The following is a 26,541-nucleotide window of genomic DNA, read 5'->3' as shown; positions in this document are numbered from 1 at the left end:
TAAAGCTCTTTATTTAATAACGTAAAGCGTGATAAAATAATAAACGATGTTATTAAGTAGGAGGATTTAAATTGTCGGAATTACAAACTGAAATTCAAAAACGACGTACTTTTGCGATTATCTCTCACCCAGATGCTGGTAAAACCACATTGACGGAAAAATTACTGCTCTATGGAGGAGCTATCCATTTAGCAGGTTCTATAAAATCTCGTAAAACTCAGCGCCATGCTGTATCCGACTGGATGGAAATTGAAAAACAGCGTGGTATCTCTGTAACTTCCAGTGTATTGCAATTCGATTATGCTGGTTGCCGTGTCAACATCTTAGACACACCAGGTCACCAAGACTTCAGTGAAGATACGTATCGTACATTGATGGCTGTTGATAGCGCTGTAATGATTATCGACGTTGCCAAAGGTGTCGAAGCTCAGACTAAAAAATTATTTAAAGTCTGCAAACAACGCCATATTCCAATTTTCACTTTCGTAAACAAACTTGACCGCTACGGTAAAGCACCACTCGAACTTATGGAAGAAATTGAAGACGTTTTAGGCATTCGCTCTTATCCTATGAATTGGCCAATCGGTACAGATGGACATTATAAAGGTATTTATCACCGCGAAACAGGCAAAGTCGAACTTTTCAGTGAAGATACTTCCCACGGTCAAGAAGAACGTGAATCCATCATTTACGATTTAAATGACCCAAAAGCTAAAGAAACTATCGGTGAAGATATCTATCAAGCACTCTTAGATGATATCGACTTACTCGATGTTGCTGGTGAAGAATGGTCTATGGAAAAAGTTAATAAAGGTGAACTCACACCGATGTTCTTCGGTAGTGCCATGACTAACTTCGGTGTACGCGGTTTCTTAGAAGAATATCTCCGCCTTGCACCACCACCACAGCCACGTATGAGCTCTGATGGACTAATTCAACCAGATGATGAAAAATTCTCTGGCTTCGTTTTCAAAATCCAAGCTAATATGAACCCTGCACATCATGACCGCTTATCCTTCATTAGAATTTGCTCCGGTAAATTTGAACGCGGTATGAGCGTATATCATATGCAAGGTGGTAAATCCGTAAAACTTGCTCAACCACAGCAATTTTTGGCACAAGACCGCCAAATTATAGATACAGCTTATCCAGGCGATATCGTAGGCTTATTTGACCCAGGTATTTTCGGCATCGGCGATACACTTTGTATGCCTTCTCATAAATTTAAATTCGCTGATTTCCCTGTATTCCCGCCAGAAAGATTTGCTCGTGTATCCGCAAAAGATACAATGAAACGCAAACAATTCGTAAAAGGTATTATGCAACTCACACAAGAAGGCGCTGTACAATTATTCCAGCAAGCAGGCGCAGGCATGGAATCCTATATTGTCGGCACAGTAGGTCAATTGCAGTTTGATGTACTCGAATACCGTTTAAAAAGCGAATACAATACAGAAATTGTCATGAACATGCAACCATTTGAAGTTGCTCGTTGGCTTCGCTTCAAAGACAATCGCCCTGTAACTCCAGAAGCACTTCGCGGTGCTGATAGAGGTATGTTTGTTTATGATATGAAAGAACGCCCTGTTCTCCTCGTAAGCAATGAATGGGCACTTGGCTGGATACAAGATAATAATCCAGACCTCGAACTTTTCCACGTTCCACCAGAAAAAGAAGACGCTGAAGAAGATATGAAATAATTTTTAAAAATACGAAAGCCCCTAAAAGTTATTACTTTTAAGGGCTTTATTTTATCTATTTAAATTTAATTATCTTGTTTTGCTAATTCACTATCTAAAATTTCTTGTATTTTAGGTGTGCAACGACGACCATGGCATGAACCATTGCCTGCACCAGTTATTTTCTTCACTTCAATGACAGTTTTTGCACCGCTGGCAATGGCTTTTTTTATTGCAGCTCTATTTATGCTCTTGCAGATGCAAACTTTTGTCAATTTGTCTAAAACCAATTCATTTAAATTATTGTTTTCCACTAAAACACTCCTTTATTATAGTATGTTTAATCTATAAAATATAATATAACTCTTACACTACTATTTATAATATATTTATGAAATATATGCAACTAGTATTTATACTAAAAAAACGACTATGCAAAATAGCTTAGTCGTTTTTTTCGCCAAAGTAAATTCGCTTTATCTGTGCCGCAATTTCATTTAAATTATTAGGAATAAGTTCGATGTTATAACCGATAAATAGTGGTGATGTTGCAAATCGTGGCATAATTTTAACATAGATACAATCATCTACTAAATAGAAAAATAAATTATAACTGTTACATCTTGCACTAAAATAATTTCTAATATAATCTACACCTATTTGTAAATATTTTGCCAATATGTCTATATCATCTAAACCTTGCATAATCACATTTATTTCAGTGAAGCCAACGCGTGGTTTTGTCGATAAATTCATCACAACTTTATTTTCACGAGCAATTTCTTCACCTTCAAATTGGCGTTTATCCCACATATTTTTTGAACTCAAATTTTTCAATCCTACAATTTGCATATGTGGATGACGCATCGTTCCACCAGAAAAAGGCCCATGATTTTTAAAGAACAATACTGTCTTATATTTTTTGCTTTCAATTACATTAAGCCAATGTTTTATACTAAAGCGCATTAAAGCACACATATGTTCTAATGTATAATCTGGAATATCAGCATCACATTTACTACCTTCGATAATAAGCAATTGATAAGCATCTTGCAATACCTGATATTTATTTTCCAAAAGTATCATATCGTCTTGTGTATCAATGATATTTTTCAAGTTTTTTACATCACAAAACGGACAAGCAGCATCTTTATGAATAATATTTTCTGGCTTCGTTTTTCCTATGTTGATATCAAATCCAAGATAATTGTATTCCATGAAGATATTCCTTTCTGAAAAATTCACATTCTAGTACAAGCTAACAAAATACTAGCATAGTTAAGCGATAAATGCTATAATTTTCTAGTATGAAATTTATCTAAGCACTGTATTTATTATTATACAGCCTTTTAAGTCAAAAGAAAATGATGTTTTAAAGCAGGTGTTTTCCATTAACGCACAAGAAAATTCTCCAAAAAAATCGCATAAAGCCGAAAGTTTTCTCAAGGGAACATTTATTTTAACTGTAGCCAGTCTAGTTGTAAAGGTAATCGGTTCACTCAACTGGATTTTTGTATCCCGCGTACTTGGCGGGGAAGGTATTGGCCTTTATCAAATGGCTTTTCCAATTTACTTTTTGGCACTTACCGTATCTTCTGCCGGCGTTCCTGTTGCTATCTCAATCATAACAGCAGAACGCGTAGCTCTTAAAGATATCCTTGGTGCTAGACGTATTTTCCGCATATCTATGTGCTTCATGTTCTGCACAGGATTGTTTTTCAGTCTTCTCACTTATTTTGGTGCTCAATGGCTGATTGACTGGCAATTCGTCCGCGACCCACGTGCTTATTATTCTATCGTAGCTTTGGCTCCAGCCGTTTTCTTCGTTACGATTTTAGCTAGTTCTCGCGGTTACTTACAAGGTTGGCAGCGCATGACTCCAACAGCTGTTTCCCAGATTGTAGAACAGATTTTCCGCGTAATCACCATGATTTTATTTGCGCAATTACTCTTGCCATATGGGCTTGAATTTGCTGCTGCTGGTGCTTCACTCGGTGCTCTCGCTGGTGCTGTAACAGGTGTCATCGTTCTCGTTTATTTCCATTGGAAATTAGATAGAGATATTGCTAAAACGTATGGCAATGAATTAAAACCTGTGGTGGATTCATCTACCTCATCGGTTTGGAAAATCATTCGTCGTATTTTCGTCTTAGCTTTGCCAGTTTCTGCTGCAAGTATAATGTTACCTATCGTTTCTAACCTTGACCTCATCATCGTTCCATCTCGTCTGGAAGTTGCAGGCTATAGTGTCCACGAAGCAACAGAACTTTTCGGTTACTTAACAGGTATGGCTGTTCCACTTGTCAATTTATCAACAATACTCACGGCTTCTCTTGCTGTAAGTATCGTTCCAGCCATCTCTGAAGCTCGTACACTTAAAGATACAAAACGTTGTTTCAATCAAACAGCGGCTGCTATGCGTATTTCTAACTTTATTTGTTTCCCTGCTTTTGTAACAGTACTAATGCTTGCTGTTCCAATTTCTTCATTGATTTACAACGCTCCAGGTGCTGGCCCTGCTGTTTGGGTATCATCTTTTAGCATTGTTCTTTTGGGACTTCATCAAGTTACAACAGGCGTATTACAAGGGTTAGGTCATCCAACAATTCCAATGATTAACATGGTTATCGCTGCTGTCGCTAAAGTTATTTTAAACTGGACATTGACAGCTCAACCATCACTCGGTATCATGGGCGCAGCTTGGGCTACTGTCGCTGATATCGGTATCGCTGCCATCATTAATTTATATTTCCTTTATAAATACATAAATTATAAAATGGAAATAGGTCAGCTCTTAAAAACCATCGGTGCTGCTGCTATAATGGCGGCTGTAATCCATTTTGGTTATGAATTTTTAATGCTTGAAATCGGTAGCAATGCCCTTGCTACATTTGGTTCTTTATTCGTTGGTATGTTTGTTTATATCGTCGTTCTTATTTTAATCGGTGGTATCATGGAAGCAGATATTGAACGCATTCCTATGATTGGTGCTCCAAGTATTCGTTTATTTAAGAAATTAGGTATATTGAAACATTAATAATCTATCAGGAGGTATAATGAAAAAATTTCTTTTAGCTTATAATCCCGTTTCTGGCGATGCTATGTTCAAGAAAAAACTTGACGACATCATAAACCAGTTTCAAAGTCGTGATTGCATAATCATACCGTATCGCACAAAAAAAGAAAAATTTGACCCATATTTTGCTGCTTGTATACATGAACTGAAAGCCGATGGCGTTATTGCCGCTGGAGGAGACGGAACGCTTCACAAAATAATCAATATGATGTTAAAAGAAAATTTGGACATTCCTGTCGGCATAATTCCTAGTGGCACTTCTAATGATTTCGCTTCATATCTCGTAATTGAAGATAATTTTGAACAGTATCTCGAAAATATCTGTACAGGCAAATCAAAATACGTTGATGTTGGTTCTATCGGTGATGAATATTTCATCAATGTGGCAAGTGCTGGTATGATGACAAGTGTTGCACATGAAGTAAATACTCGCCTGAAAAATACCTTTGGCAAACTTGCTTATTATGTACGCGGTATCGGTGAATTACCAAAACTGCGTGCTCTTGATTTCACTATTGAAGCTGATGGTGAAACATTTCATGAAAAAATATTTTTTATCCTCGTCATTAATTCTCCAGTCGTAGCTAGTTTTAAAAATATCGCTGATGCAAAAATCGACGATGGCAAATTAGATATGATAATTTTACGTCAATGCAATTTTCCAGAACTCATGAAAATAGCTACCGATATTATCGCTGGAAAAAATGTACTCGATAACAAAAATATAATCCATAAACAAGCAACATATTTCAAATTTAGTTGCCCTGATAATATAGAAAGTGATTTAGATGGTGAAATCGGTCCTGGTCTTCCGATTACAGTTGAAACAGTTTCCCATAAATTAAAGATGTTTATACTTTAAAATCACTAAAAAAGCAATATATAAAGCTCATTCTTTCATAAACAAGAATGAGCTTTTCTTTTATTGTTATGATATAATTAGAATATACATATAATGAAGGGGGCGACAATGCCATGAAATCAAAATCCATATTTACCTTATTATGTAGTATTATTTTTACCTTGTGCCTGTGTTCTGTAGCATTTGCCAATAATGCCAAGACAGAAGCAATTGAATTCTTAAAGCAGGCAACGCAAAATACTGTAAATACACAAAATGCCGCTTACAGTATTGACCTCTCTATGACTGGGCCTCTCGCTGATTGTAATATCAAATTAAACGGAAATTACGCTTATCCTGTATTTACAAATGGCGATATGTCGCTTCTATTAAATTTATGGATAGTTGATACTTCTTTTAAAGCAAATACACAGTATTATACTGAATTAGACGGCAATGTTTACAAACAGTATTTCAAAACTCAAACAGAACCTAAATTAGACAATGATAATTCAGGCATAAAATCCGACCAATGGTATGTACAATCAATTAAAATACCAGAGGATTTTATCCAGAATTATAAAAAAGAAATGAATAACAACGTCGATGGCATCGATAAAGATATCAAAAATATCTTCATGTACGATGCTAATAAAAATACGACTAAAATATATGTAACATATAACAAAGCTTTATTAGATGAAGATAAATTAAATCAAGCTTTGAGCATTTCCGATTTAAATAGTAAAGAGATGCAAGAAGTAAATGAATTTTATCAAAAAATAAATGAAAATAAACAATTAAAAGAAGCTTTGACAAAACAGCGCGAATTATCTTATGAAATCACAATTGATAAAAAAAATATGCGCATAACTTCTGTAAATGCTGATTTATCTCCTGTAATTTATGAATTAGGTACAGATATTTTAAATAATATTTCTGATGAAAAATTATCTGTTAACGGTTCGCCTATCAACGGTGCAACTGTGCGCAATATCATAAAAAATTATTTAGAACGCAGTAAATTTAACATGACAATACAATTATCTAAATTTAATACTTCGCCAGTTGAAACCGTTCCCCAAGAAGTCAAAGACAGTGCTATAGCACCACCAAAAATTGAAAAAATCGGCGAAGCAACTGATACAACAGACATATTAACTGTTGATACTGCTACTGATAGTTTGCCAACTCTAGAAGTTTTAGGTAATGATAAATAAAATGCAAAATGCACTTTGAATAAATCAAAGTGCATTTTTTTATTTTTCGTCTGCTAAAACAGCTTGATAAACATCTCGACGACTCATATTCAATTTCTTAGCTACTATTTTCATAGCTTCTTTTTTAGTATTGCCTTCATCTACTAATTTTTTTACATATTCAACAGGTGTCAAAACAGCTTCTTGCTCTTTTTCTACAAAATCTTCTTTGCAACCTGAAACGACTACTACAAATTCACCGCGCGGTTCATTTTCAGCAAAATAATCTCTTAACTGCCCAAGTGTTCCCCGCTTAAATTCTTCAAATTTCTTAGTGAGTTCGCGACAAGTCGCAGCCTGTCTATCTTCACCTAGAACATCTATTAATTCTTTTAACATATCTTTTAAATGATACGGTGTTTCATAAAAAATCAATGTTTCCATGCGATTTTTTATCTCTAATAATAATTCGCGTCTTTTTTTAGATGTTTTCGGCAAAAATCCAATGAATGTGAATTTAACTGTATCAAGCCCTGAACAAATAAGCGCTGATAATGCAGCATTAGCTCCAGGAATTGGCACGACTCTTATGCCTTCTGCTATTGCTAGTTGTGCTATATGCGTACCTGGGTCGGCAACTCCCGGAAGTCCCGCATCACTTACTACAGCAATATTCATGCCTTCATTTAATTTTTCAATAAGCTGTGGTCCCTTTGTGAATTTATTATGTTCATGATAACTAGTAAGCAAAGTATGGATATCGTAATGTGATAATAATTTTCGCGTATTTCGCGTATCCTCTGCGGCAATTAAATCAACTTCATTTAATATTCTTACGCCACGATATGTCATATCCTCCAAATTACCGATAGGCGTGGCTACTAAATATAAACAGCCTTTTTCCTGTTCACTTATCATTTATTCCCCAACCTTTCATAATCTGTCTGGATAATAATATTTGAGTAGTTCTCGCGTATAATCGCCATTATCTTCATGCACAATAAGCGTCGGCTCAACCGTAAGTCCACCAGGCATACCCTCTTTTACGCCTTCAATCAGAACAATATTAGGTGATTTATCGCGCTTAGGCTGAACTAAACGAAGTCGCTTTGCTTCTATTTTATATTTATGAAAAGCTACCATTATTTCACCTAAACGTTCTGGCAAATGCACCATGGCGAAACGACCGTGATATTTCAATACATAACTCGCCGCTCTTACTACATCATCTAATTTAGCAGTAATTTCATGTCTAGCTCTTGCTACACCATCTAAAAGATTTATATGACCTTGATTTATTTGACGATACGGCGGATTAGATACAACAAAATCCATACTTTTAGGCTTATAATACTGCTCAATCTGGCATAAATCGCCTTGCTTAATACAAATTTTATCTTCTAATTTATTGAGCTGCACATTTCGTTCCGCAATTTCAGCTGTAACAGGATTTATTTCTAAAGCATCCACATGCTTGATATGAGGCGATAATAAAAGAGGAATAACACCTGTTCCTGTTCCCAAATCCAAACCACAATAATTTTTTCGCACTGTAGCAAAATGAGCTAATAGTACTGCATCAATAGAAAAACAAAATTCAGTATTATTTTGAATTATTTTAAGTCCGCCAGCTAGCAAATCATCAATGCGTTCATTTTCATTTAAATTAAATGTCATCTTCATCTTTTTCTATAACGTCTTCCCAAGAAGCTACTATCGTTTTCTTCGTATCCAACAAAACAGTTACTGTACGTTTTTGTGTGTTTATAGAAATCGCCTTGCCTTCCCCTTCTATAGATACGACACGACTTCCCTGTTTAGGTGGTGTTACAATACTATTATGTTTATTGCAACCTTGATATAAGTCATTTTCATATTTTAAGCAACACATTAAACGACCACAAATACCGGAAATCTTTGTAGGATTTAATGATAAACTTTGGTCTTTAGCCATGCGTATAGACACTGGTTCAAAATCACCAAGAAAAGTCGCACAACAAAGCGGTCTACCACAACAGCCGATACCACCTAATAATTTTGCTTCATCGCGCACGCCAATTTGACGTAATTCAATACGAGTATGAAAAATAGCCGCCAAATCCTTAACAAGTTCGCGGAAATCAATGCGTCCATCAGCTGTGAAATAGAATATGATTTTATTCACATCAAGTGTATATTCTACACTGATTAATTTCATTGGTAATTGTCTATTTTGAATTTTTTCTTCACAAATTTTATAAGCTTCTTGTTCTTTTATATTATTTTCTGCTAATTTAGCTCTATCTTCATCAGTCGCTTTGCGCTGTACTTCTTTAAGTGGCTGCACCACTTCAGAATCTAAAACATCTCTAGGGCCAATTACTACTGTCCCAAATTCCACACCACGAGCTGTTTTTACTACAACGCCATCGCCTTGTTCTAATACAAGTTCACCAGGACTAAAATAATATATTTTACATGCTTTTTTAAATCTTACACCTACAACGGTTTGCACATTTAACCTCCTACTTTTGTTCTCGCCAACTCAACATAAAATCCTGCATCATAAGTTTTAAATCTGCATTAGAACTTAAACGTTTTACAAGATTTTCTATCAAATTTTGACAATTAAACAATCGATTTAATGAAAAATTTACTATAAGTTTATCTAGTACATCTTTTTTATCTCTATTATATAAAAGATTATCATCTGCGCCTGCTTGTAATAATAATAAATCCCTTATTATCATTTGCAAAAAATCTGCCCATTGCTTAATTTTAGCCTTATCCATAGCAGAAAATTCATCGCTTATTTGCCATATATCTTTTGCATTTAAATCCTTAGACAAAAAATCCATTGCATTTTGACACAAATTAAAATTATCATCATCGAGAAAAGATATTGCTCTTTTCATACTGCCACCAGATAATTTAGCAATCACTGTAGCCTTATCCTCATTAACAGCATATTTACTCTTTAAAATAATTTTTATTTCATCTTCTGAAAGAGGCGCAAAATACAATTTCATACAACGCGATAAAATTGTAGGCAATAATAAATCCTTATTTGCCGTCACTAAAATAAAAACAACATCACCTGTTGGCTCTTCTAAAGTCTTAAGCAAGCTATTTTCTGCCGCTTCATTCATAGTTTCAGCATCATTGATTATTACAACTCGCTTATCAGCTAAATACGGCGATAAAGCGATTTGTGACTGCATTTGCCTAATCTGTTCAATCTTTATATTATTAGCCTTTCCCTCAGGCTCTAAACAATAAAAATCGGGATGATTTTTAGCATCAAAAGCCCTACAAGATGAACAATTATTGCACGGTTTTTCTTTTTCACCACTACAAAAAAGAACTTTTGCCAAAACGTTAGCCGTTAAATTTTTACCAATACCTTCAATCCCTGTAAAAAGCAACGCATGCGGCAACCTTTTTTCTGCCAAAAGTTGCCGCAAATCGTTTTTTATCTGTTCATGTCCTTGTATACTAGACCAATCATTCATTTCAGTTATACCAGAACAATCTTTCTAATAGTTCATTTAATTGTCCGCATTGATTTATTAAATTTTCCGTGTTGCCTTCATCTACAGATTGACTGATTTTTTGAAGCATATTATCTACTTCACTTATTTGAAGATAAAAATTTTCCTGTGGTTTATTTTCCCAAGCAGATTTTATTGCTGTCATATACAACTGCGCTACAGCAGATGATACAAAATCTTTTATCGTAATTTGATATGCTTGCATATTTTCTACCGTAGGATTTTGTACTAGTGATTTAGCTTCTGTTAATATTTTTTGTTTTTGAGCATTTACATCAGATACTACAAATTCTCTCATATTGAAATTCTCCTAGATTAATACAAAAATAAATATTCATACTTTGCGCTAGCAAATATTTCAAAATAATATTACATTCTAGGCTAATTTAAAATAAAAATTCCTACTAGCACAACGCATATCATCACATATATAACTGAAATTAGTATATCATAAACAAATTGATTTATAAATACATTTTAATAGCACTGAAAACATCTTCATGTATATCTTCAATCGAACGCAATGCTCCATCTTTAGCACAATCTACAATATCCCAATCGTATTTTTGTGCCATCTGTTCATAAACCATATGACATCTTGCCAAATATGCCGTATCTTTTTCATGAATATCTTTGGCGGTATTTGTCTTCTTAGCTCTATTTTCAATCAATTTATCACTCAAATATGGTGGCATATTCAAGAAAATCACTTTATCTGGCACAGGTAATCCCATTTTTGTAAACTCTGTATCCCAAAGCCAATGCAAGAAATTTTCTTGCTCTGTTTCATCTTTGATTTTTACCGCTTGATGTACCATATTAGAAGTCGTATATCTATCAGCTAAAATGATAGTGCCTTCTTCATATGCTTTTTTCCATTTTTTACGATATGATGCATATCTATCTACAGCAAAAAACAGTGATGCCGCATACGCATTTACATCATCAGCATGACCGCCAAATTCACCTCTAAGATACATCTTAACAGGGGCACACGCTTCACTTTCATAATCTGGATATTCCACTTTCATTACGCTTTTTCCCATGCGCACTAATCTATCATATAATAATTTTGTCTGCGTAGCTTTACCCGAACCATCGCCAGCTTCAATAATTATCAATTTTCCTTTCATTTTTCATCTACCACCACTCTAATTGTATTTAAATTAGCATCTTCTGGGCCAATTACATTGCCGCCATTATTTTTTTGCAAATCTACATAATCTATAATCTCTTTACTTATTTTTTCACCTGGATAAATTATCGGTATTCCCGGTGGATAAAATGTTATCATTTCACCTGCTATTTTACCTGCACTTTGCTTAAATTCTACTTTTTTCGTTTCTTTAAACATCGCTTCGCGCGGTGATAATACATATTCAGGCAAAGACGGCAATTTTATCTGTACAAGTTCTTTTTGTTTTTTTCCAATGAATTCTCCTGCTAAACTTTTTAAAGCATTGTAGAGATAATCACACTCATATTGTCCATCTGCGTATGAAATTATGAACAACAGATTATAAAAATCGGATAATTCACATTGAATTTTATACTTATGACGCAAAATATGTTCTGCCTGCGCGCCACTTATGCCCAATTCACGCACGCTTACAGTCAATTTCGTAACATCTAAAGCAAATTTACCAGCGCTATTCATATATTCTTTGCCAAAGCAATACAATCCATCTATTTCATTTATTCTGCAGCGTAAATCTTCTGCTAAATCCACTGCTTTTTCTACGAGTTCACGACCATTTGTCGCCATTTGTTTTCTAGCTGTATCAAGTGAAGCCATCAATAAATAATTCGGGCTAGTGGATTGCACAAGGCTACACATCTTATTAAAACGCTCTACATCTACACGATTTTTTTTCATATGCAACAGCGAAGTTTGTGTCATTGAACCTAAAATTTTATGTGTGCTTTGCGCTACAATATCTGCTCCTGCATCTAATGCCTGCACTGGCAATCTATCAGAAAAGAGCAAATGGGGTCCATGCGCTTCATCAACGAGCAATACCATATCATTTTCATGTACAATTTTAGCTATTTTTTTTATATCACCAGCCACGCCGTAATATGTAGGATAAACCATGACGAGCGCTTTAGCTTCTGGATTTTCACTTATCACTTTTTGCACTTCATTTGGCGTTATACTCATAGCAATACCCAATTTTTCATCTATTTCAGGTTGAATGAATACAGGTGTCGCACCTACAAGCACTAAACCACCTAATACACTTCGATGAGCATTGCGTGGCACAATGACTTTATCGCCTGGATTTAATGCCGTAAGCAACATTGCATGAATTGCTCCCGTCGTTCCATTGATAAAAAATCTGCTTTCATCCGCGCCATATAAATCAGCCGCTAAATCCTGTGCTTCTTTTATACAGCCAGTTGCACCATGTATATCATCTAATTCTTCCATCAAGGAAACTTCCATTTTTAAACCATCAGGCATTATAATCTCACGCATTTCATCGGGAATACCTTTACCTTGTTTATGCCCCGGCGTATGAAAAGCCATCGCTTTATCCGCAATATAATTCTTCATTGCTGTAAACAATGGTGTTTTGTTTTGCTCCATCAATAAACCTTCCTTATTTCATATAATTAAATTCAATAAATATTATACTATATACTGTAAAATTTAAACTACCTTGAAGCTCCATTATAAATAATAAAAAAGATATGCTTTAAACCTTTTTTATCATCATCTCAAAGAAAAACAGCCTATATTATGCTATAATATTCAATGCAAAATAAATTTAATTAAGGAGTGAATTTCTTGGCTTTCTATGACTTACGAGAATATATTAAAGCTTTAGAACAGCATGGCTGGCTTAAGCGCATAAAAACACCTGTTGATTGCAACTTAGAAATCACAGAAATTACTGACCGCGTATCTAAAATGGAAGGGGATAAAAACGTAGCCCTTTTATTCGAAAATGTTATCGGTTATGATATGCCTGTTCTTATGAACGCTTTTGGCAGTAAAGAACGTTTAGCACTTGCTTTTGGCGTTGATGATATTGAAGAAATCCCTAATGAACTCAGAGAAATTTTAAAATTACCGTATATCTCTTTGCAACACAAAATGGATTTACTGCATATCATTCCTACTGCAAAAAGAGCTATAAATTTCCCTAAATACGTAAAAAAAGCACCATGTCAAGAAGTTGTCATCACAGACAATCCAAGCTTGGACAAATTTCCTATTTTAAAATGTTGGCCTCAAGATGGTGGCCCATTCATCACTTTACCACTTGTATTTACACGCAATCCTAAAACGGGTAAACGCAATGTAGGTATGTACCGCTTACAAAAATATGATAGTCAAACAACTGGTATGCATTGGCATTTGCATAAAGATGGCGCTAGCAATTACCGTGCTTATAAAGAAATGGGCGTAGACAAAATCGAAGTGGCTGTAGCAATCGGAACAGACCCAGTCGTTACTTATTCTGCTACTGCTCCATTGCCACGCGATATTGATGAAATGGTATTTGCAGGCTTTTTGCGTAAAAAATCCGTAGAAATGGTTAAATGTAAAACTGTCGATGTTGAAGTTCCTGCTACAAGCGAAATCGTTTTAGAAGGTTATGTAAATATCGGTGAAACTCGCCGTGAAGGCCCATTCGGTGACCATACAGGATATTATTCTCTCGCTGATGACTATCCAGTATTCCATATCACTTGTATCACACATCGCAAAAATCCTATTTATGCGGCAACTATCGTAGGTAAACCACCAATGGAAGACTGCTATCTCGCTAAAGCTACAGAACGCATTTTCTTGCCACTTTTACAGCAAGCTATTCCTGAAATTCGCGATATCAACTTCCCACTTGAAGGCGTTTTCCACGATTGTGTAATGGTATCCATCAAAAAAACATATCCACAGCAAGCTAAAAAAGTCATGCACGCTCTTTGGGGCATGGGTCAAATGATGTTCACAAAATTAATCATCGTAGTTGATGAACATGTTGATGTACAAAATGAAAAAGAAGTTTGGTGGCGTGTTTACAATAATATTGATGCTAAACAAGATTTAGTCATGGTAGATGGCCCATTAGATGCTCTCGACCACTCTTCACCAATGGCTAAATGGGGTACAAAAATCGGCATTGATGCTACAAAAACTTGGGTAGAAGAAGGTCATAGTCGTGAATGGCCTGATGAAATAGTAATGTCTGATGACATCAAAAAAGTAGTAGATAAAAAATGGGCGGAACTCGGTCTTGAGTAAGCTCTCCGCTCATATCAATAATATTGCCCTTCATCATACAGTATTTGCTCTGCCCTTTGCTTATATGGGATTGTTCCTTGCGGCAAAGGGTATTCCCACTTTTCACGATTTTATCTGGGTTACACTTGCTATGGTAGGTGCTAGAAGTTCTGCACTTGCTATGGACAATATTGTTGACTTAAAATTTGATAAAGTTCAACCCCGCATGAAAAAACGCCCGCTTGTAGCTGGCACCATAAAACCAATTGAAGTCTTCGTTTTAATCATCATAAGTTTAGCCATATTTTTATTTTCTGCCGCTCAACTTGCACCAATCTGCTTAAAGCTTACACCTATCTGTTTATTCTTTTTGTTATTTTATCCATATACAAAAAGATTTACATTTCTTTGCCATTATTTCCTTGGCGTAGCTCTTGCCATGGCACCAGCGGGCGGATATATGGCTGTGACAGGACAACTTCCACTCGGTATAATATTTTTAAGTGGCGGTGTTTGCCTTTGGATAGGTAGTTTTGATGCAATTTACGGCAGTCAAGACCGTGAATTTGATTTAAAGCATCATTTGCATTCTTTAGCGACAAAATTTGGCGTTGCTAAAGCTCATCGCATTGCCGCTTATCTTCACTGCGTATCAATATTATGCTTTATTTTAACTGGAATTTATTTTGATTTATCTTGGATTTATTACATTGGCGTTTTAATTGCTATTGTAACTTTAATTTATCAACACAATATAATTTCACCAAATGATTTTCATCGCCTAACGCAAGTTTATTTCATGCGCAACGGCATTGTATCTATTGTTATCTTTATATTTACATTAATAGATTTAATTTAAAGCGGAGGTGCTTATTTTGACTGCAACAATCCTATCTGGCAAAGTTTTCGCCACTCAATTTAAAGAAGAAGCAAAAAAAGAAATTTTAAACATTAAACAAGAATACGGCGTAACACCTGGTTTAGCCGTTATCATCGTAGGCGAAAATCCTGCTTCTAAAGTATATGTACGCAATAAACATAAAGCTTGCGAAGAAATAGGCATTTATTCCGAAGTCATTGAAATGCCTGAAACTACTACAAAAGAAGAATTAATTCGCAAAATCGATGAATTAAATTTTCGCAAAGAAATTCATGGTATTTTAGTACAATTACCATTGCCAAAAGCTATTGCGCAACATGAAGAAGAAATTTTAAATGAAATAAATCCATTTAAAGATGTAGATGGTTTTCATCCTATCAATGTAGGCAAGCTCGTCACTGGACAAGAAGCTTTAATCCCTTGTACTCCACACGGTTGCTTAAAAATGCTCGAAGCTAGCAATATAAACATCGATGGCGCTCATGCCGTTGTAATCGGCCGCAGCAATATCGTTGGTAAACCGATGGCACATTTATTATTATCTAAAAATGCTACAGTTACTATCTGCCATTCCCATACAAAAAATTTAAAAGAAATATGTAAAAGTGCAGATATTATAGTTGCAGCTATTGGTAAGCCAAAATTTATCACAGCAGATATGATAAAACCTGGTGCTACAGTAATCGATGTTGGCATTAACCGCATTGCACCAAAAAAACTTGTCGGTGATGTCGATTTTGAAAATGCCGTAAACGTTGCTGGAGCTATCACACCTGTACCTGGTGGCGTAGGTCTTTTGACAATCGCTATGCTAATGCAAAATACTGTTACAGCATTAAAAATGCAACTTGCTAATCAATATGCACTTTGTTATAATAAAGACATAAATTCATAAACGGTACGGAACTGACGGATTTTAAGTGGAATTAACCACGTGAACCGTACTATTTACAAAAAAGTCGACCGTCTGGGCATAAAATCATATGCTCAGGCGTTTTTTTATGTCCTGAGATATGAGATAATAGTAATATAAAACAAATTGGAGGTAATTACCCAAATGAAAACAGATGTTGAAATTGCTCAAGAAGCTGTCATGCAGCCTATAACTGAAATTGCTAAACACCTTGAAATCCCTGAAGATGACCTTGAATTATATGGAAAATATAAAGCTAAAATTTCCCTTGATTACTGGAATACATTAAAAAACAGACCAAATGGTAAATTAATCCTCGTTACTGCTATTAACCCTACACCAGCAGGTGAAGGCAAAACAACAACAAGCATTGGACTTGGTGATGCTCTTCACAAACTCGGCAAAAAAACTACAATTGCCCTTCGTGAACCTTCTCTTGGTCCTTGCTTTGGTCTTAAAGGCGGTGCAGCTGGTGGCGGATATTCTCAAGTAGTACCTATGGAAGATATCAACCTTCATTTCACTGGTGATTTCCATGCTATCACTACAGCTCATAACCTTTTAGCAGCTGTTATTGACAATCACATTCAACAAGGTAACGCACTTGACCTTGATGTTCGCCGTATCACTTGGAAACGCGTTCTCGACTTAAATGACCGCGCACTTCGCAATATTATCTGTGGTCTTGGCGGTAAAGCACACGGTGTACCTCGTGAAACTGGTTTCGATATCACTGTTGCATCTGAAATGATGGCAATTTTATGCTTAACTTCTGACCTTGAAGACATGAAAAAACGCCTCGGCAACATCATCATTGGTTATACACGTTCTGGCCGTATTGTTCGTGCTAAAGAATTAAACGTAACTGGTGCACTCACATTATTATTTAAAGACGCAATCAAACCAAACCTTGTACAAACACTTGAAGGTACTCCTGCGCTCATTCATGGTGGCCCTTTTGCTAATATCGCTCATGGTTGCAACAGCGTAATGGCTACAAAATACGCTTTGAAAATGGCTGATTACACTGTAACAGAAGCAGGCTTCGGTGCTGACCTTGGTGCTGAAAAATTCCTCGATATCAAATGCCGCTTCACTGGCTTTAAACCAAATGCTGTCGTTATCGTAGCAACAATTCGCGCTTTAAAAATGCACGGCGGACTTGCTAAAACTGAACTTGGCACAGAAAATATTGAAGCACTCAAAAAAGGTATGACAAACCTCGCTAAACACATTGAAAACATTCATAAATTCGGTTTACCAATCGTAGTTGCTATCAATGCATTTCCTACAGATACAGAAAACGAATTACAAGAACTCAAAACTCTTTGCGAAAGCATGGGCGCATCTGTTAGTATTTCTGAAGCTTGGGCAAAAGGTGGCGAAGGTGCTATTGACCTTGCTAAAAAAGTTATTGAAGCAGCAGAAAAACCTTCCGATTTCCATTATATGTATGATGAAAACGATACTATTAAAAATAAAATCAATGCAATTGCCACTAAAATCTACGGTGCTGACGGCGTAAATTACATTCCAGCTGTTGAAAAAACTATCGCAGAACTCGAAGCTGCTGGGCTTGATAAAATGCCAATTTGCATGGCTAAAACTCAATACTCCTTGAGCGATGACCAAACAAAACTCGGTGCACCAACTGGCTTTAGAATCACTGTTCGTGAATTACGTATAAGCGCTGGTGCTGGCTTTATTGTAGCTCTTACAGGTAATGTACTCACAATGCCTGGACTTCCTAAAAAACCAGCTGCTGAAAATATGGATATTGATATAAACGGCAAAATTACAGGCTTATTCTAAAAAATAATATTTTATAATACACCGCCAAAAATTAGACATCATATTTAACTTTTGGTGGTGTATTTTTTATAATAAAATCTTCTAATGGTTTTTTCATCTAAAACATCCAAAATAAATTTAAAATTTACTTTATTCTTTAATAACTATATGAAAGGAGATTATTTTTATGGACAATTTATTAGGAGAATTTATTGGTACAGCCATTCTTATTACTTTTGGTTGTGGTGTAGTCGCCAACGTTTCTTTAAAAGGTTCTAAAGGAGAAAATAGTGGTTGGATAGTAATTACTGCTGCTTGGGGATTTGGTGTAATAATGGGTGCATTTACATCTACAGCACTTGGAGCTCCTCAAGCCGATTTAAATCCTGCACTTACTTTAGCCAAAACATTAAATGGTATTTATACAGGAACTCAAGCTTTAGCTACTATGTGTGTACAAATACTTGGAGCAATTTTAGGCGCTGTTATCGTATATATCGCTTATTTACCACATTGGGCACTTACAGAAAATGAAAAGACCAAATTAGGCGTTTTTGCCACTATTCCAGCTGTTAGAAATTACGGTTATAATTTTGCTTGTGAATTTATCGGTACGTTTATACTTATATTTTTGATTTTTGCTATTTTTAATCCTAATAATGGTTCATTTCCATCTGGTCTCGGTACGTATATCGTAGGAATTTTAATTTGGGCAATAGGTCTAAGTCTTGGTGGTCCTACTGGTTATGCTATAAATCCAGCCCGTGATTTAGGGCCATGTATAGCTCATGCATTATTATCTATCTCTGGTAAAGGAGAATCTGATTGGCGTTATGCATGGATTCCAATCATTGCTCCAATGTTAGCTAGTATCTCTGCTTATAGTATTGCCAAAATACTTAACATCATATAATTTTAAATCAAAACCACCAGTTAAACTGGTGGTTTGCTCAACCCTATAAGGGTTTTTCTCTTGTGGTTGCATCTTAAAAGATGCGCTGAATAATCTGACAACCACATTTTTTTCACTGGCAAAGCCCCTCTTTGGGGCTTTTATTTTTGCCTTATTGTCCCTTGCTACCTGTAAACGGGTCTATATATTCTTTTAAACTTATTTGATCTATCATTATGTCTTCTTCTAATTGGTTTTTTATATATTCTTTTATCGCATTTTCATATTTTCCTACTGTATCTACATAATATCCTCTGCACCAAAAATGTCTATTTCCATACTTATATTTTAAATTTGCATGTCTATCAAATATCATCAAACTACTCTTACTTTTCAAATACCCCATAAATCCTGCTACACTCAAATGCGGTGGTATTGCCACTAACATATGGATATGATTTGGGCAACATTCTGCTTCTATTATTTCTACTTTTTTTCTTTTGCATAACTGTCTTAATATCTTTCCTATATCTACTCTTATTTTTTTATAAATAACTTGTCTACGGTATTTTGGTGCAAAAACAATATGATATTTACATCTCCACTTACTATGTGATAAACTTTTTATATCATTCATTGACACGAACCTCCTATACTTTATATGGTTGCCAGACCACTTATATTGTAGTACGGAGGTTCTTTCCTTTTCTTTAAGAATTCTTAACAACCCCCAGTTAAACTGTGGGTTTTATCATACCTATTCGGCGACAACAAAAAAGCGATATCAGATTTTTTCTGATATCGCTAATGTTTACAAAGTGGCGGAGTGAGAGAGATTCGAACTCTCGCACGGCGAAGCCGCCTAACGATTTAGCAAACCGTCCTCTTCAGCCTCTTGAGTATCACTCCATATTTAAAATTTACTAAAAAAGCTTCGGCAAAACCGAAGTTATAATGATAATGGCAGGGGCAGTAGGACTTGAACCCACAACCAATGGTTTTGGAGACCACTACTCTACCAATTGAGCTATACCCCTATAAAGTAATGGGGCGACTAGTGGGGATCGAACCCACGCAATAACGGAGCCACAATCCGCCGTGTTGACCGCTTCACCATAGCCGCCATATTCCATTATCTAAGCTTTATATAAAAGTATAAAACTTATTAACCGGCAACTTCCTATCCTCCCAGCACGTTTCCATGCAAGTACTTTCGGCCTCTAAATGCTTAACTACTGTGTTCGGTATGGATACAGGTGGTTCCATTTAGGCATCATCACCGGATATTCTTTTTTCTGAGGTCTTTTGTTCCCTCAAAACTTCACAGAAGAATTTCTTGCTCTACCAAGCTTTTAAGTTAAGTTCTCGACTTATTAGTACCAGTCCGCTACATTCATTACTGAACTTCTACTCCTGGCCTATCAACCTCATCTTCTTTAAGGTGTCTTTCAAGCTTACGCTTCGGGAGACCTCATCTCAAGGCTGGTTTCACGCTTAGATGCTTTCAGCGTTTATCCTTTCCGGACGTAGCTACCCAACTGTACCCCTGGCGGGATAATTGGTACACCATTGGTCCGTCCACTCCGGTCCTCTCGTACTAGGAGCAGCCCCCTTCAAGTCTCTTACGCCCGCGATGGATATGGACCGAACTGTCTCACGACGTTCTGAACCCAGCTCACGTACCACTTTAATGGGCGAACAGCCCAACCCTTGGGACCTGCTCCAGCCCCAGGATGTGATGAGCCGACATCGAGGTGCCAAACCTCCCCGTCGATATGGACTCTTGGGAGAGATTAGCCTGTTATCCCCAGGGTAGCTTTTATCCGTTGAGCGATGGCCCTTCCACTCGGAACCACCGGATCACTAAGCCCTACTTTCGTACCTGCTCGTCGTGTCTGACTCGCAGTCAAGCTCCCTTCTGCCTTTGCACTCTTTGCGCGGTTTCCGTTCGCGCTGAGGGAACCTTTGGGCGCCTCCGTTACATTTTGGGAGGCGACCGCCCCAGTCAAACTGCCCGCCTGACACTGTCCTGAGTTTCGTTACTCCTACAGTTAGAGGTTCAATAAATAAAGGGTGGTATCCCAACGTCGACTCCATCTAGGCTAACGCCCAGACTTCCCAGTCTCCCACCTATCCTGTACGTTATTTACTAAACATCAATGTCAGGTTGCAGTAAAGCTCCATGGGGTCTTTCTGTCCAGTCGCGGGTAACCTGCATCTTCACAGGTACTTCAATTTCACCGGGTCCCTCGTTGAGACAGTGCCCAAGTCGTTACACCTTTCGTGCGGGTCGGAACTTACCCGACAAGGAATTTCGCTACCTTAGGACCGTTATAGTTACGGCCGCCGTTTACTGGGGCTTCAATTCAAGCCTTCGAGTTGCCTCTAAGCCCTCCTCTTAACCTTCCAGCACCGGGCAGGTGTCAGCACCTATACTTCAGATTTCTCTTTCGCAGGCACCTGTGTTTGTGCTAAACAGTCGCTTGGGCCTCTCTTGTGCCACCGGCTGACGCTCCAGAAGTTAATCCCTTCACATCCTCCGGCTATCCTTATCCCTAAGTTACGGATACAATTTGCCGAGTTCCTTAACGAGGGTTGTCCCGCGCACCTTAGGATTCTCTCCCCGCCTACCTGTGTCGGTTTCGGTACGGGCGCTCCATCTCTCACTAGAAGCTTTTCTCGACAGCATGGCTCACTTGAATTTGACTCTACCGAAGTATCGTCTATCTATCAGCTCTCGGTCTTATGATACGGATTTTCCTATATCACAACCTACCACCTTCGACACGCTCTTCCAGTCGCGTGCTCAAGCTACCTTCTGTGTCACTCCATTGCTCAAACGATTTGAAGCGGTACAGGAATATTAACCTGTTGTCCATCGCCTATGCTTTTTGCCTCGGCTTAGGTCCCGACTTACCCTGAGTCGACGAGCGTTGCTCAGGAAACCTTAGGCTTTCGGTGGAACAGATTCTCACTGTTCTTTTCGCTACTCATACCGGCATTCTCTCTTGTGTATCCTCCAGCGCTCCTTACGGTACACCTTCAGTCGAATACACAACGCTCCCCTACCCAGAATTATTAAATCCTGCCACGACTTCGGTTCTGTACTTGAGCCCCGGACATCTTCGGCGCAAGGCCTCTCGACCAGTGAGCTATTACGCACTCTTTTAATGGTGGCTGCTTCTAAGCCAACATCCTGGTTGTTTATGAAGTCTTACATCCTTCTCCACTTAGTACAGCATTGGGGACCTTAGTCGGTGGTCTGGGCTGTTTCCCTCTTGACTACGGGTCTTATCACTCGCAGTCTGACTCCCAGGGTCTTAATTATAGCCATTCGAAGTTTGTCTAGGGTCGGTAGGCTTTACGCCCCCTTACCAGAACAGTGCTCTACCGTCTATAATCTTCCCTGAGGCTAGCCCTAAAGCTATTTCGGGGAGTACCAGCTATCTCCGCGTTCGATTGGCATTTCACCCCTATCCACGGTTCATCCCAAAGTTTTTCAACACTCACGGGTTCGGTCCTCCACGCATTTTTACCTGCGCTTCAACCTGACCATGGATAGATCACTGCGGTTTCGGGTCTACACCATGTTACTAGCCGCCCTATTAAGACTCGCTTTCGCTTCGGCTCCGTGTCTCCCACTTAACCTCGCAACATAATGTAACTCGCCGGTTCATTCTTCAATAGGCACGCCGTCGCACTCTTAAGGTGCTTCGACTGCTTGTAGACATACGGTTTCAGGTTCTATTTCACTCCCCTCCCGGGGTTCTTTTCACCTTTCCCTCACGGTACTATTCTCTATCGGTCGCCAATTAGTATTTTGCCTTGGAGGGTGGTCCCCCCTGCTTCCTACAAGGTTTCACGTGTCTCGTAGTACTCTGGATACCAGCCAGATTGACTCCTTTTCGCCTACAGGTGTTTCACCTTCTACGCATGGCCTTTCCAGACCATTCGGCTAAGAAGTTTCCTCTTTATGCCGGTCCTCAACCCCAGACAACCGAAGTTATCTGGTTTGGGCTCTTCCCCTTTCGCTCGCCGCTACTTAGGGAATCTCATTTGATTACTTTTCCTCCGGGTACTTAGATGTTTCAGTTCCCCGGGTCTGCCTCTTTCGTATCATCACATTACTGATGATGGGTTGCCCCATTCGGAAATGTATGGGTCACTGGATGCTTGCTCCTTACCATACCTTTTCGCAGCTTACCGCGTCCTTCATCGGCTCTTGGCGCCAAGGCATCCGCCGTATGCCCTTGTTCACTTAACTTACTTAAGGTCATTTGCTTTTGTCTTCGCTAATGTTTTTTTAAATCCTAAAATGCTTGGTTCAATCCACTAAACTCTAAGAGAAGCATTTGCTTTTCTTTTCGGTGAATTAGTTTTTTGCATTTATATTCTTCTGTGCAGTTTTCAAAGAACAATTATGGTGGGCCTAACTAGACTTGAACTAGTGACCTCACGCTTATCAGGCGTGCGCTCTAACCAGCTGAGCTATAGGCCCATATTCTTATGTTCAAGCCCTTAAGGCTTTCTCTTTTCTGTTGGCTCACGAGCCAGCTTCTATAGTATATTAAATTATTGCCATCATGTCAACACTTTTTTTTAAAAAAATTTACATTTTCTAAAAAAAATATTTAAAAGGGCATGAGAAAGGCCTCATACCCTTGTTATTTCAGTCACCAGCAACGGTCATCATGATGATGTCCATTATCATAATCGCAATGATATCCATCACCAACTCTGTTAAAGTCATAATTTGTTTTTTCTTGTGCAAAAACACCAGCGGAGAAGCTTGCCAGCATAAATGCCGTCATTAATAACGTTACTAATTTACGCATATTATCATCTCCTTTCAATATTCTTTCTAATAATAGTATATATCATTCAAGATATTTTTTCTTCTTTATTTTTGTGATAAAATTCTATATATACTAATGAAATTTATCGAGGTACTTTATCATGCCATTTAAACTTATCAATAAATTAATGCTTATTTTAACTTCTATACTCTTATTCTTTGTCATCATCTTTAGTATCTGTTTTGGTTTTATTTTCTTAAAACATGCTAATGATGTAGAAAATAGTCGCTTAGAAACAACAGCTTTATCATTTGCTGACGTTTTAAGTAAAACAACCGCTGATAATGTTCCAATCACACTTATTTACAATAATAATGTTTTACAACTATTAAACGTTTTAAACCAAAATGAAATATGGCTTGTTGACAAAAATACCTTACAGATGGTTGGAAGTCGTTCCTATCCTAATCTAAATTACAATCAGATTTCACCGCAATGTCAAAATGACATTCAAACGATTTTCACAGGACAAAATATTCGCTCTAAAGATTTTGCCGCTTTCACCAATCCAAATTATATCACTATAGGTGTTCCCGTTTATAATAAAGCTGGTGAAGTAAAAGCTGCATTACTTTTACACGATGAGTTACCATCGATTCAACACAGCTGGTATGATGGCATTGCCATTTTATTATTTTGCACTGTCATTTTATTCTTTATATCATTATTCTTACTGCGCTATTTAGTTCGCAAATACATCTTATCTTTAAATGTACTCAACAAATTCATGCAAAAGATGATGAATCATAATTACGACACACAAATAAAAACTAAATCAACAGATGAAATAGCACTTTTAGCACAAAACCTAAATAAACTCTCTTTCTATTTAAAGAATATGGAAAATACAACTCAATTTAAAGAAAAATCTTGCTCAGATATAATCGTCAAAACGGCATATAAGTTGCATTCACCAATAAAAGAGATAAAAGCAAGTCTCAACGAATTAACAGCTAATAATAAAAATGCTTTAACTAAAGCTACAGTCAACAAAATGACTAAAGAAATAGAAAAAATGCAACATCTCACTAATAATTTACTTAATTTAACGCAAATAACAGATGTAGATTTTTCTATGCGAAAGGATTTATTGAATATACTTGATGTTTTACAAGATAGTATAAAGGCACGTCAAAAAGTAGCTGATGATAAACAGATTTCATTTAAAACGCATTTTGATTTAGTTAACAATCTCATTTTATTCACAGGGGACGCTAATCGTTTAAAACAAATGTTTTGCGAAACGCTCGATAAAGCCATTCAACTTTATCCTTCAAACAGTACTTTGCATATTAAAGTAACAGAAGATGCACAGCATTATTATATTTTCTTCCAAAATAGTAATTCTGAAGTATCACTGACGCAATTACCTGATGTATTCCCACAATTTTACGCTACTAAACCAGATGACAGTCTTTTTTCTAGCATCGAATTATCTATTGCTCAACATTTAGCTAAATTGCACAATATTAAATTGACGTATGAACAGCAAGCTGATGAATACACAGGCTTTAAATTCACTATAAACAAATAAAAACAAAGGCTACTTCTTAGAAATAAGAAGTAGCTTTTTTTAATCTCTTAGTAAAAATAAATGTTTTGCATCCAATTCTAAATAAATCTCATCGCCAACTTTTTTATCATCATGCCAATACTCTTTATCAAATTCCACTCTAATCATATTTTTAGCATCAGTAGCTCTAACCATGAATATTATACTGAAGATATTTTCTATAATATGCTCAATTGTAAAAGCAAAAATATTTTGTTTATCTATCTTATTTACATGAATATTGATTTCATGAGCTCTAATACCAATATATGCATCGTTTGCCATGACTTTCGTATCTAATTTTAAAATCAAATTCCAATCAATAGCTTTAACAATATAATCATCAATTTTTTCTATGCGAGAATGATTTTTACAGCCACTAAGTTTAGAAGCTTCTAGCGTTTGCGGTTTTTCAAACAATGCTTTTTTCGTAGTAAATGCCGTTATTTTTCCCGCTGAAAGCACTGCTACTTCATCACAAAAACGGTATATTTCATCACGATTATGAGAAACAAATAAAATATCATCTACATATAAATTTAAAATATTTCTGAGCTCTATTTCCACTTGCCATTTTAAAAAATCATCAAGCGCTGAAAATGGTTCATCGAGCATTAAAATATCTGGCTTAGAAGCAAAAATCCTAGCTAATGCCACGCGCTGTTGTTGTCCACCAGATAAATTTCTAGGATATAATTTGCGCACTTCATTTAAATGAAAGATATCTACATACTTATCAATTATCGCTTTTTTATCTTTCTCTTTTATGCCAAAAGCGATATTATCTTCTACCGTCATATGCGGAAACAATGCATAATTTTGAAATAAATAACCTACATTTCGCTGTTGCGGTGGCAAATTTATGCCTAATTTACTATCAAATAAAATTCTACCATTTAAAACAATTCTTCCTGTATCTGGTGTTTCAATACCTGCAATACATTTAAGCGTCATTGATTTACCACAACCAGAAGCTCCCAATACACCTAATATTCCCTTTTTTAATACAAAATTTACATCTAAAACAAAATTCTGAACCTCCTACGACTAAAGTCGCAGGGTTCTCGGTCAAGTATTCTAACGAATACAGTATCTCCGAGC

The 26,541-nt window shown here is 36.7% G+C and carries 21 protein-coding genes, 4 tRNA genes, 2 rRNA genes, 1 pseudogene and 1 riboswitch; of the genes and pseudogenes, 10 read left to right on the top strand and 18 right to left on the bottom strand.

Going from position 1 to position 26,541, the window contains the following annotated elements:
* Nucleotides 1-71 precede the first annotated feature (71 nt).
* Nucleotides 72-1,700, top strand: a complete 1,629-nt coding sequence (locus CKV65_RS01280) for a peptide chain release factor 3 (RefSeq protein ID WP_027890491.1) — start codon at nucleotides 72-74, stop codon at nucleotides 1,698-1,700.
* Nucleotides 1,701-1,765: 65 nt separating this feature from the next.
* Here the strand turns inward: CKV65_RS01280 and CKV65_RS01275 are convergent, their stop codons facing one another.
* On the bottom strand, nucleotides 1,766-1,993 hold the full coding sequence (locus CKV65_RS01275) for a (2Fe-2S)-binding protein (protein WP_027890492.1): 228 nt from the start codon (nucleotides 1,991-1,993) through the stop codon (nucleotides 1,766-1,768).
* A gap of 130 nt (nucleotides 1,994-2,123) precedes the next feature.
* Entirely contained in the window at nucleotides 2,124-2,897 is a 774-nt protein-coding gene (locus tag CKV65_RS01270) for a DUF4931 domain-containing protein (RefSeq protein WP_027890493.1), read from the bottom strand.
* A gap of 163 nt (nucleotides 2,898-3,060) precedes the next feature.
* On the opposite strand from CKV65_RS01270, the gene CKV65_RS01265 reads away from it, so the two are divergent.
* From CKV65_RS01265 to CKV65_RS01255, 3 genes are all read left to right on the top strand, one after another.
* Nucleotides 3,061-4,716, top strand: a complete 1,656-nt coding sequence (locus CKV65_RS01265) for a putative polysaccharide biosynthesis protein (RefSeq protein WP_027890494.1) — start codon at nucleotides 3,061-3,063, stop codon at nucleotides 4,714-4,716.
* Nucleotides 4,717-4,735: 19 nt separating this feature from the next.
* Nucleotides 4,736-5,617: a diacylglycerol/lipid kinase family protein gene (locus tag CKV65_RS01260; RefSeq protein WP_027890495.1), complete on the top strand. Its 882-nt coding sequence runs from the start codon at nucleotides 4,736-4,738 to the stop codon at nucleotides 5,615-5,617.
* Between the two features lie 113 nt (nucleotides 5,618-5,730).
* Complete coding sequence (locus CKV65_RS01255) at nucleotides 5,731-6,816, top strand: hypothetical protein (RefSeq protein ID WP_051177637.1); 1,086 nt, start codon at nucleotides 5,731-5,733, stop codon at nucleotides 6,814-6,816.
* Between the two features lie 39 nt (nucleotides 6,817-6,855).
* Here the strand turns inward: CKV65_RS01255 and rsmI are convergent, their stop codons facing one another.
* The 7 genes from rsmI to CKV65_RS01220 all read right to left on the bottom strand — a co-directional run bounded on the left by rsmI (nucleotide 6,856) and on the right by CKV65_RS01220 (nucleotide 12,915).
* Entirely contained in the window at nucleotides 6,856-7,713 is an 858-nt protein-coding gene (gene rsmI, locus CKV65_RS01250; RefSeq protein WP_036254858.1) for a 16S rRNA (cytidine(1402)-2'-O)-methyltransferase, read from the bottom strand.
* 15 nt (nucleotides 7,714-7,728) lie between these two features.
* On the bottom strand, nucleotides 7,729-8,472 hold the full coding sequence (locus CKV65_RS01245) for a tRNA1(Val) (adenine(37)-N6)-methyltransferase (protein WP_423250139.1): 744 nt from the start codon (nucleotides 8,470-8,472) through the stop codon (nucleotides 7,729-7,731).
* Nucleotides 8,462-9,289 (bottom strand): PSP1 domain-containing protein, encoded by an 828-nt coding sequence (locus tag CKV65_RS01240; protein ID WP_027890498.1) that lies wholly within the window; start codon nucleotides 9,287-9,289, stop codon nucleotides 8,462-8,464. Before CKV65_RS01240 ends, CKV65_RS01245 begins: the two co-directional genes overlap by 11 nt.
* A 10-nt stretch (nucleotides 9,290-9,299) precedes the next feature.
* The gene (gene holB, locus CKV65_RS01235) at nucleotides 9,300-10,286 is read right to left on the bottom strand and encodes a DNA polymerase III subunit delta' (protein ID WP_027890499.1); all 987 of its coding nucleotides are present in this window, start codon (nucleotides 10,284-10,286) and stop codon (nucleotides 9,300-9,302) included.
* A gap of 1 nt (nucleotide 10,287) precedes the next feature.
* Nucleotides 10,288-10,623: a DUF327 family protein gene (locus CKV65_RS01230; protein ID WP_027890500.1), complete on the bottom strand. Its 336-nt coding sequence runs from the start codon at nucleotides 10,621-10,623 to the stop codon at nucleotides 10,288-10,290.
* A 166-nt stretch (nucleotides 10,624-10,789) separates the two neighbouring features.
* On the bottom strand, nucleotides 10,790-11,458 hold the full coding sequence (locus CKV65_RS01225; RefSeq protein WP_027890501.1) for a dTMP kinase: 669 nt from the start codon (nucleotides 11,456-11,458) through the stop codon (nucleotides 10,790-10,792).
* Complete coding sequence (locus tag CKV65_RS01220) at nucleotides 11,455-12,915, bottom strand: aminotransferase class I/II-fold pyridoxal phosphate-dependent enzyme (protein WP_027890502.1); 1,461 nt, start codon at nucleotides 12,913-12,915, stop codon at nucleotides 11,455-11,457. Before CKV65_RS01220 ends, CKV65_RS01225 begins: the two co-directional genes overlap by 4 nt.
* A gap of 201 nt (nucleotides 12,916-13,116) precedes the next feature.
* On the opposite strand from CKV65_RS01220, the gene CKV65_RS01215 reads away from it, so the two are divergent.
* The 5 genes from CKV65_RS01215 (at nucleotide 13,117) to CKV65_RS01195 (ending at nucleotide 19,053) form a co-directional block, all read left to right on the top strand.
* Nucleotides 13,117-14,577, top strand: coding sequence for a menaquinone biosynthesis decarboxylase (locus CKV65_RS01215; protein ID WP_027890503.1), 1,461 nt, complete (start codon nucleotides 13,117-13,119; stop codon nucleotides 14,575-14,577).
* Nucleotides 14,570-15,415: a 4-hydroxybenzoate octaprenyltransferase gene (locus CKV65_RS01210; protein ID WP_027890504.1), complete on the top strand. Its 846-nt coding sequence runs from the start codon at nucleotides 14,570-14,572 to the stop codon at nucleotides 15,413-15,415. Before CKV65_RS01215 ends, CKV65_RS01210 begins: the two co-directional genes overlap by 8 nt.
* 16 nt (nucleotides 15,416-15,431) lie before the next feature.
* The gene (gene folD / locus CKV65_RS01205) at nucleotides 15,432-16,331 is read left to right on the top strand and encodes a bifunctional methylenetetrahydrofolate dehydrogenase/methenyltetrahydrofolate cyclohydrolase FolD (RefSeq protein WP_027890505.1); all 900 of its coding nucleotides are present in this window, start codon (nucleotides 15,432-15,434) and stop codon (nucleotides 16,329-16,331) included.
* Nucleotides 16,329-16,416: riboswitch (ZMP/ZTP riboswitch) on the top strand. (Overlaps the previous gene by 3 nt.)
* A gap of 77 nt (nucleotides 16,417-16,493) precedes the next feature.
* Entirely contained in the window at nucleotides 16,494-18,161 is a 1,668-nt protein-coding gene (locus tag CKV65_RS01200) for a formate--tetrahydrofolate ligase (RefSeq protein WP_027890506.1), read from the top strand.
* 166 nt (nucleotides 18,162-18,327) lie between these two features.
* On the top strand, nucleotides 18,328-19,053 hold the full coding sequence (locus tag CKV65_RS01195; RefSeq protein WP_027890507.1) for an MIP/aquaporin family protein: 726 nt from the start codon (nucleotides 18,328-18,330) through the stop codon (nucleotides 19,051-19,053).
* Nucleotides 19,054-19,204: 151 nt separating this feature from the next.
* On the opposite strand, the gene tnpA is transcribed toward CKV65_RS01195, so the two are convergent.
* The 8 genes from tnpA to CKV65_RS10745 all read right to left on the bottom strand — a co-directional run bounded on the left by tnpA (nucleotide 19,205) and on the right by CKV65_RS10745 (nucleotide 23,867).
* Nucleotides 19,205-19,669 carry an IS200/IS605 family transposase gene (gene tnpA / locus CKV65_RS01190; RefSeq protein ID WP_095197670.1) on the bottom strand — a complete coding sequence of 155 codons (465 nt, stop codon included), beginning with the start codon at nucleotides 19,667-19,669 and terminating at the stop codon, nucleotides 19,205-19,207.
* Nucleotides 19,670-19,851: 182 nt separating this feature from the next.
* Nucleotides 19,852-19,941: transfer RNA gene (locus CKV65_RS01185), tRNA-Ser, on the bottom strand.
* A gap of 52 nt (nucleotides 19,942-19,993) precedes the next feature.
* Nucleotides 19,994-20,069: transfer RNA gene (locus CKV65_RS01180), tRNA-Trp, on the bottom strand.
* Between the two features lie 9 nt (nucleotides 20,070-20,078).
* Nucleotides 20,079-20,155 (bottom strand) — tRNA-His (locus tag CKV65_RS01175).
* Nucleotides 20,156-20,199: 44 nt separating this feature from the next.
* A 5S ribosomal RNA gene (rrf, locus tag CKV65_RS01170) occupies nucleotides 20,200-20,316 on the bottom strand.
* A gap of 69 nt (nucleotides 20,317-20,385) precedes the next feature.
* A 23S ribosomal RNA gene (locus CKV65_RS01165) occupies nucleotides 20,386-23,296 on the bottom strand.
* A 157-nt stretch (nucleotides 23,297-23,453) separates the two neighbouring features.
* A tRNA-Ile gene (locus CKV65_RS01160) sits at nucleotides 23,454-23,530 on the bottom strand.
* Between the two features lie 175 nt (nucleotides 23,531-23,705).
* Entirely contained in the window at nucleotides 23,706-23,867 is a 162-nt protein-coding gene (locus CKV65_RS10745; protein WP_155909592.1) for a hypothetical protein, read from the bottom strand.
* 121 nt (nucleotides 23,868-23,988) lie between these two features.
* Between CKV65_RS10745 and CKV65_RS01155 the strand changes: the two genes are divergently transcribed.
* Nucleotides 23,989-25,422 (top strand): HAMP domain-containing sensor histidine kinase, encoded by a 1,434-nt coding sequence (locus tag CKV65_RS01155; RefSeq protein WP_036254940.1) that lies wholly within the window; start codon nucleotides 23,989-23,991, stop codon nucleotides 25,420-25,422.
* A 39-nt stretch (nucleotides 25,423-25,461) separates the two neighbouring features.
* Here the strand turns inward: CKV65_RS01155 and CKV65_RS01150 are convergent.
* Nucleotides 25,462-26,448, bottom strand: a pseudogene (locus CKV65_RS01150) (sulfate/molybdate ABC transporter ATP-binding protein); the annotation flags it as partial.
* Between the last annotated feature and the right edge of the window lie 93 nt (nucleotides 26,449-26,541).

This window comes from Megamonas hypermegale, from assembly GCF_900187035.1.
Lineage (GTDB): Bacteria > Bacillota > Negativicutes > Selenomonadales > Selenomonadaceae > Megamonas > Megamonas hypermegale.
The sequence above is the reverse complement of the archived record's forward strand: the minus strand, read 5'-3'. Positions and strand labels throughout refer to the sequence as shown.